Genomic DNA, 6,530 nt, shown 5'->3' with positions numbered 1-6,530 from the left:
GGCCAGTTCGTCGTGCGATAGCGGGCGGGAGACGGCTTGCTCATGAGTGCCCAGATAGGCGCCACGGGTCCCTACGCGAGCACCCGCCACAGGGTTGTGCAACAACGCCGATCGGGAACCTCGGCCTGGCGCGTCGCCGGGCAAAGGGCATCGAGGCCTCCCTGGCGCTTTGACTGATCTTAGGCGGCGTCGATGGATGCCTGCGCTGCTTATGACTGCGCGGACGATCACAAGCGAATAGGCCCGCCGCTTTCCCGACGCGCGCCCGTCCGATCACCCCAAGCAGCAGGCCAGGGCTCGGACGGCCGGGGTTTTTCCATGCGCGGCACTCTCCGGCTGATCCGCTCTCGCAACGCGCCAAAGGCGCGAGCCACGTCCTCCAAGCCGAAAATAGGACGGTGCTGTGACCGAAGTTTGGTCACAAGAGGCGCAAGCGCACGGTTTGTCCGGTTCCGCACCGCCCCCGGGCCCCGAGGGATAGCAGCTCGGGGGCGGCTCCTCAGTGCCGCCATGCAGCGCCGGCGCAGAGGCATTGCCGCCACTGCCGATGGAGGGCTCGGCTCCGGCAGCTTTGCTTGGGAGGGACGCAGCCAGCCCTCAGCGGGAGAAAACCACGGCAGGAGTGCCCTGGGCCAGGGTTCCCCTCGGTTACCGATGGCTAGGGCGCTTGTCCCGCGCCGCATTGAGGTCGGGTGTAGCGTCCGGCCGTCCTTTGCATACGTGAGCTCGCTCCCCCATGCTGAGAGCAGGAACGGATACATCATCGAGACACGGTGTGAGGATGCCAATGCCCACGGCGGGCAGCAAACCATCCGCTGGATCGGGATCATGCGACTACGAGCAGGAGACCTCCACTGAGAGTATGCTGGCCTGCCTGGCCAAGCCTCAACCTCCTACGGCGCTTGTCTCATTCTCGAACATGATGACACTCGGCGCGATGCTGGCCCTGCGGAGCCTGGGCCAAAAAAGCTCCACACGACCTGTCCCTGATCGGCATCGACGATCTCGACGTCGCGGATCTCTTGGACCCGTCGTCGACCGTGGTTCGGGCGCCCGTCGCCGCCATGGCCGAGCGGTCCATTCGATTGCTCCTCGACGAGATCGATACCGAGCGCCCGCCGCAATCCCGAAAGCGATTTCACCGAAGCGTATGAGGCTCTGCTGAATGACCTCATACAAGCTCCCTGGGCCCTGAGGACCTGCCCGGACCGGGTGCTGCCCTCAATCGACGTTCCAGGGCAAGGACGCGCCGAGGCGACACACAGAGGGTCACGCAAGCGGATCCGCGAAGCGGCGTTCCGGGAAGACTGAGTACCAGTCCGGCCGCTCGGGGTCGCGGTCATAGGCATAACCGCCCGTCTCTCGGTAGTGCTCGGCGTAGCGGGCGAGTCGGTCGCGGTCGAGCGTCACGCCGAGCCCCGTCCCCTGCGGCACCGCGATGGCCCCGTCCCGGTAGGCCATCTTGCCGCCCTGGATGATGTCATCCGCGAGGTGGTGGTAATGCGCGTCCGCCGCGAAGCCGAGGTTCGGCAGCGCCGCCCCCAGGTGCAGCATCGAGGCGAGCTGGATGCCGAGTTCGCCCGAGGAGTGGACGGCAGCGCCGTACTGGAAGGTCTCCAGCACCGTCCCGGCCTTGTGGGCCTGCCGCAGCCCGCCCCAGAAGGTCGTGTCGAGCAGGATCACGTCCACAAGATCGTGCCGGATTGACTGCGCGAGTTGCTCGAAGTTGACGACGACGGCGTTGGTCGCGGTCGGGATCGGCACGAACTGCCGGACCCGCCGCATCCCCTCCAGTCCCCAGGTCGGGTCCTCGAAGTAGTCGTTCCGGAGGTCCAAGATCGCGCGCCCGACCCGGATCGCCTCCTCCACCGTCCAGACCGAGTTGGGGTCGATCCGCAGCCGGTCCTCCGGGAAAGCCGCGCCCAGCGCCCGGAACACCTCGACCTCGTGGTCGGGCGGAAACACCCCGGCCTTGAGCTTGTGGGTTCGGAAGCCGTGGCGCTCCCGCAGGTCGCGCGCATGGGCCACGATCTCCTCGGGGCCCGACTCGCCGCCAACGCCCGTAGCGGAGTCCCGGAAGCGGAAGAACAGATAGGAGGCGAAGGGTACCTCCTCGCGCAGGGACCCGCCCAACAGGTCGCAAGCCCGCACCCCCAGCGCCTGCCCTGCGAGGTCCATGCAGGCCATCTCGATGGCCGCATGGAGCTGCGCCCGGGCGTTGTAGAGGCTGCCCACGGGGTTCATGATCTTCCAGCGGAGCTGCTCGAGCTGGAGGGGGTCGTGCCCGATCAGGTAGGGCTTCAGCGCCAGGATCGCGCCCTCGGCCGAGCCGCCGCCCCCGCCCATCTCGCCTAGCCCCACGCGCCCGTCGTCGCCGACGACCTCGACCACCGTGCGGATGAACCGCCCCCAATGCGCGCCGTTCGCGTGGCGCAGCGGCGCTTCCAGCGGGACGGCCACGGTGGTGGCGCGAAGGTCCACGATCCTCATGCCTGTCCTCCGAAGCGATGGGGCGGCCGGCCCGCAACGCCGACGTCCACGGCGAAGAGCCCGCCCTCCTGTGGGTTCGCCGCCAGATGCCCCGCCGTCATGGTGAAGCGGGCCGAGGTGACATAGAGCGTCCGCAACCCCCGCCCCCGAAGGCGCAACTTGTGGGCCAAGAGCAGGGCAGCTCCACGACGCGGTCCACCCGCCCGTCCGGCGCGATCCGCACGAGGCAGGCCCCGCCTGCTACCCGGGCGTTCCAGACGAAGCCCTCGACGTCGAGCGTGGAGCCGTCCGGGGCGCCCCGCCCGAACCCCTCCATCAGCACCTTCCGCCCCGAGAGCTGCCCGCCCTCGCCGATCCGGTACTCGTAGAACGCGTTCGCCAGCGTATCCGCCGTCACCAGCCGGTCGGGCGCGGGCCAGACAAGCGTGTTGGTGATCCCGAACAGATCCTCCGAGACGCAGGCCAGCGTCCCGTCAGGCGCGTAGCGGTAAAGCCGTCCCGTGGCCGCCGGGATCTCCTCCGGACCGTCGTCGTCACGGATGTTCTGGTGCATCGTCCCGACCCACATGGCCCCGTCCGGTCCCACCGCCCCCTCGTTGAGCCGGTTGTCCGGGAGGTCCGGCTCCACCTCCACCAGCGGCTCGGGCTCGCCGTCCCAAGCCCAATGGCAGACGTGCCGCTCGCTCCCCACGAGCGCGCTTCCGTCCTCGCCAAGCGCCAGCGAGGTCGGGCGGATCGCGATGGGCCAGACCCGATGCTCCCCCGTCGCGGGGTCGAAGGTCTGGATGCGCCGGCCGATGATGTCGACCCAGACCAACCGCCCGCGCCGGTCGTCCCAGACGAGGCTCTCCCCCACGATGTCGCCGCTCGCGAGCGCCAGCTCGGCCGCCATCCGCCATCCTCACAAGATCGTTGACAGGCACCATGCCCGTTGCCTATGCACATTTCAATGCAAAGCTGTCAGGCAGGTTTATGGACACCTTGGGACAGCAGATGGCATCTGGCCTGGTGGGCGACGCGATCGGCGCCATCACTCGGCACATCCGCGAGAACAACCTCGTCCCAGGCGACCGCCTCCCCTCTGAGGCTACGCTGTCGCGGGAGCTCAACGTCTCCCGTACCGTGGTGCGCGAAGCCTTCCGGTCCCTCGCCGCCATGGGGATCATCGACCTCGCGACCGGCAAGCGGGCCACGGTCGCCAATCTCGACCACGGCGCCATGGGCCTGATGATCGAGCACGGCGTCCACACCGACCAGATCACCATCCAGCAGATCTACGACGTGCGCCGCACCATCGAGACCCGCATCGCCGCGCTGGCCGCCATCCGCCGCCGGGATGCCGAGGCTGAGACGATCCGGGCCCTGGCCCAGGCCATGCGGGACGCCGCCGCCAACCCGTTGCTCCTCCTGGAGCGGGACCTCGACTTCCATCTGGCCCTGGCCCGCGCTTGCGCGAACCCGGTCTTCCTTCTCATCGTGGGCGCCTTCCAGGGGGTGACGCGGCAGACCTGGCCCGTGGGCTGGCGCTCCCGCACCACCGACGTCTCGCGCGAGACGATGCTCGCCACCCACGAGGAAATCGCCGAGGCCGTGGCCGCCGGTGACCCCTCCCGAGCTGCCGAGGCGATGGGCCGGCACTTCGATGAGAGCGTCCGCGCCCTTGTCCAGGCCGGGGTAGGCTGAATGCGGATCGCGGCCCTGGAGACTGTCCGCATCGCCGAAAGGCCCAACCTCCTCTGGCTTCTCGTCCACACCGACGAGGGAGTGACCGGCCTGGGCGAGACCTTCTTCGGCGCCGCCACTGTCGAGACCCACGTCCACGAATGGATCGCCCCCCGGGTGATCGGCCGCGACCCCCTTCGGATCGACGCCCTCTCCCGCGACCTCGTGGGCTACCTGGGCTTCCGCTCTTCGGGGGCCGAGACGCGGGGCAACTCGGCCTTCGACATCGCGCTCTGGGACCTGTGGGGTAAGGCGACGGGGCAGCCCGTGGCCCAGCTCCTCGGCGGCTTCACCCGGGACGCGATTCGCACCTACAACACGTGCGCGGGCCCCGGCTACATCAAGGATGCGACCGGCCAGGCCAGCTCCAACTGGGGCCTCACGCGCGGCGACCTCGACGACCTGGACGCCTTCCTCCACCGCGCGGACGAGCTCGCGCAGTCCCTCCTGGAGGAGGGGATCACCGCCATGAAGATCTGGCCCTTCGACGCCGCGGCCGAGCGCTCGAACGGCCTCCACATCACCTCCCAGGATCTCGACGAGGCCCTCCGCCCGCTCGAGAAGATCCGTGCCGCCGTGGGCGACCGCGTGGACGTCATGGTGGAGTTCCACTCGGCCTGGCAGCTGCTCCCTGCCATGCGGATCGCCCGCGCGCTCCAGCCCTTCGGGACCTACTGGCACGAGGACCCGATCCGCATGGACAGCCTCTCGGACCTGCGCCGCTACGCCGAGGCCTCCGAGGCGCCGATCTGCGCCTCCGAGACGCTGGGCTCGCGCTGGGCCTTCCGTGACTTGCTGGAGACCGGCGCGGCCGGGGTCGTGATGCTGGACCTGAGCTGGTGCGGCGGCCTCTCCGAGGCACGTAAGATCGCCGCCATGGCCGAGGCCTGGCACCTGCCCGTCGCCCCCCACGACTGCACGGGACCGGTGGTACTCGCCGCTTCGGTCCACCTGTCGCTGAATACGCCCAACGCGCTAGTGCAGGAAAGCGTCCGCGCCTTCTTGCGCACATGGTATCGTGACCTCGTGACCGCCCTTCCGGAGGTGAAGGATGGAATGATCTCCGCGCCGCCGGGGCCGGGCCTTGGGCTCGACCTCCGCCCCGACCTCGATCGCGCCTTCACGGCCAGCCGACGAAGATCGGACGCCGCTACCATCTGACCAACCAAGGGAGGACCTGACCACCATGACCAGCCTGAAGAAACTGGCCCTCGGGGCGGCGCTGCTGGCGTCGGTCTCGGGGCCCGCGCTCGCCCAGGACGACAGCACGATCAACATCGTCTTCACGCACCATTCGTCGGCCTCCAATACCTTCTGGCAGGCCGTCCAGAAGGGCTTCGAGGACGGCTGCGCCAAGGTCCAGGCCCAGTGCCAGATGATCTTCACCCAGACCGAGGGCTCCGTGCAGGAGCAGCTCGCCAACATGGAGGCGGCGCTCGCCCAGAACCCGGACGCGCTCATCACCTCGATCGTCGACAACACCGCCTTCGATGACGTGATCCAGCGGGCGCGGGACGCCGGAATCACGGTGATCGCCTCGAACGTCGACGACCTTGAGGGCGCCGCCGGCAACGCCCGGCAGGCCTTCATCGGGCAGGGCTTCATTCCCGCCGGCCGCACCCTGGCCGAGGCGCAGGCCGCCAACTTCCCGGCGGACGGGCCGATCAAGGTGCTCGTCGGCGTCTCGGCCCCCGGCCAGAACTGGTCCGAGCAACGCGCGCAGGGCGTGATCGAGGGACTTGAGGCCTGGGCGGCTGCGAACCCCGACCGCGAGTTCAGCTACGAACGCCTCGACTCCGGCACGGACCTCGCCACCGTGGGCGACCGGGTGGGCGCCTACCTCGCCGCCAACCCGGACACGACCGCCTACTTCGACACCGGCTTCTGGCACGCCGCCGTGGCCCGCGTGCTCGCGGACCGCGGCACGCCGCCGGGCCAGGTCCTGCTCGGCGGCTTTGACCTCGTGCCCCAGGTGCTCGACGAAATGAAGACGGGCTACGTCCAGGTTCAGATCGACCAGCAGCCCTACATGCAGGGCTTCATGCCGGTAATGGAGGTCTACCTCAACGAGACCGTAGGCCTCGCCCCTGCAGACATCGACACCGGGCAGGGCGTGGTGACGCCCGACATGGTGGACGCGATCATGGAGCGCTCCACCCAGGGTGGCCGCTGATGGAGGTCCGGCGGGTGCGCATCCCTGGGCTCCGCCGGATCGACCGCCGCCTCGGGAGGCGCCACACGCGCGCCGGGGCGGCGGCTCCTCAAGCTCGCGCTGCAGAAGCCCGAGCTGGCGGCCGCGCTCCTCCTCGCGATCCTGG

The 6,530-nt window shown here is 69.3% G+C and carries 5 protein-coding genes and 1 pseudogene; 4 read left to right on the top strand and 2 right to left on the bottom strand.

The window, feature by feature from the left end:
• Window positions 1-977: 977 nt before the first annotated feature.
• Window positions 978-1,154 (top strand): annotated as a pseudogene (locus RUMESO_RS28635) (substrate-binding domain-containing protein); the annotation flags it as partial.
• Between the two features lie 115 nt (window positions 1,155-1,269).
• Here the strand turns inward: RUMESO_RS28635 and RUMESO_RS17805 are convergent.
• Complete coding sequence (locus RUMESO_RS17805) at window positions 1,270-2,490, bottom strand: enolase C-terminal domain-like protein (RefSeq protein WP_037282010.1); 1,221 nt, start codon at window positions 2,488-2,490, stop codon at window positions 1,270-1,272.
• Between the two features lie 97 nt (window positions 2,491-2,587).
• Entirely contained in the window at window positions 2,588-3,382 is a 795-nt protein-coding gene (locus tag RUMESO_RS17800) for an SMP-30/gluconolactonase/LRE family protein (protein ID WP_211262923.1), read from the bottom strand.
• 101 nt (window positions 3,383-3,483) lie between these two features.
• Between RUMESO_RS17800 and RUMESO_RS17795 the strand changes: the two genes are divergently transcribed.
• The 3 genes from RUMESO_RS17795 to RUMESO_RS17785 are packed head-to-tail and all read left to right on the top strand — an operon-like array spanning window position 3,484 to window position 6,385.
• Complete coding sequence (locus RUMESO_RS17795; protein ID WP_211262922.1) at window positions 3,484-4,173, top strand: FadR/GntR family transcriptional regulator; 690 nt, start codon at window positions 3,484-3,486, stop codon at window positions 4,171-4,173.
• Window positions 4,174-5,373 carry a mandelate racemase/muconate lactonizing enzyme family protein gene (locus RUMESO_RS17790; protein WP_037282005.1) on the top strand — a complete coding sequence of 400 codons (1,200 nt, stop codon included), beginning with the start codon at window positions 4,174-4,176 and terminating at the stop codon, window positions 5,371-5,373.
• A gap of 25 nt (window positions 5,374-5,398) precedes the next feature.
• Window positions 5,399-6,385: a sugar ABC transporter substrate-binding protein gene (locus RUMESO_RS17785; RefSeq protein WP_037282004.1), complete on the top strand. Its 987-nt coding sequence runs from the start codon at window positions 5,399-5,401 to the stop codon at window positions 6,383-6,385.
• The last annotated feature ends 145 nt before the right edge of the window (window positions 6,386-6,530 follow it).

The sequence above is a fragment of the Rubellimicrobium mesophilum DSM 19309 genome, assembly GCF_000600335.2.
Lineage (GTDB): Bacteria > Pseudomonadota > Alphaproteobacteria > Rhodobacterales > Rhodobacteraceae > Rubellimicrobium > Rubellimicrobium mesophilum.
This window is presented reverse-complemented; position numbering and strand designations above follow the sequence as displayed.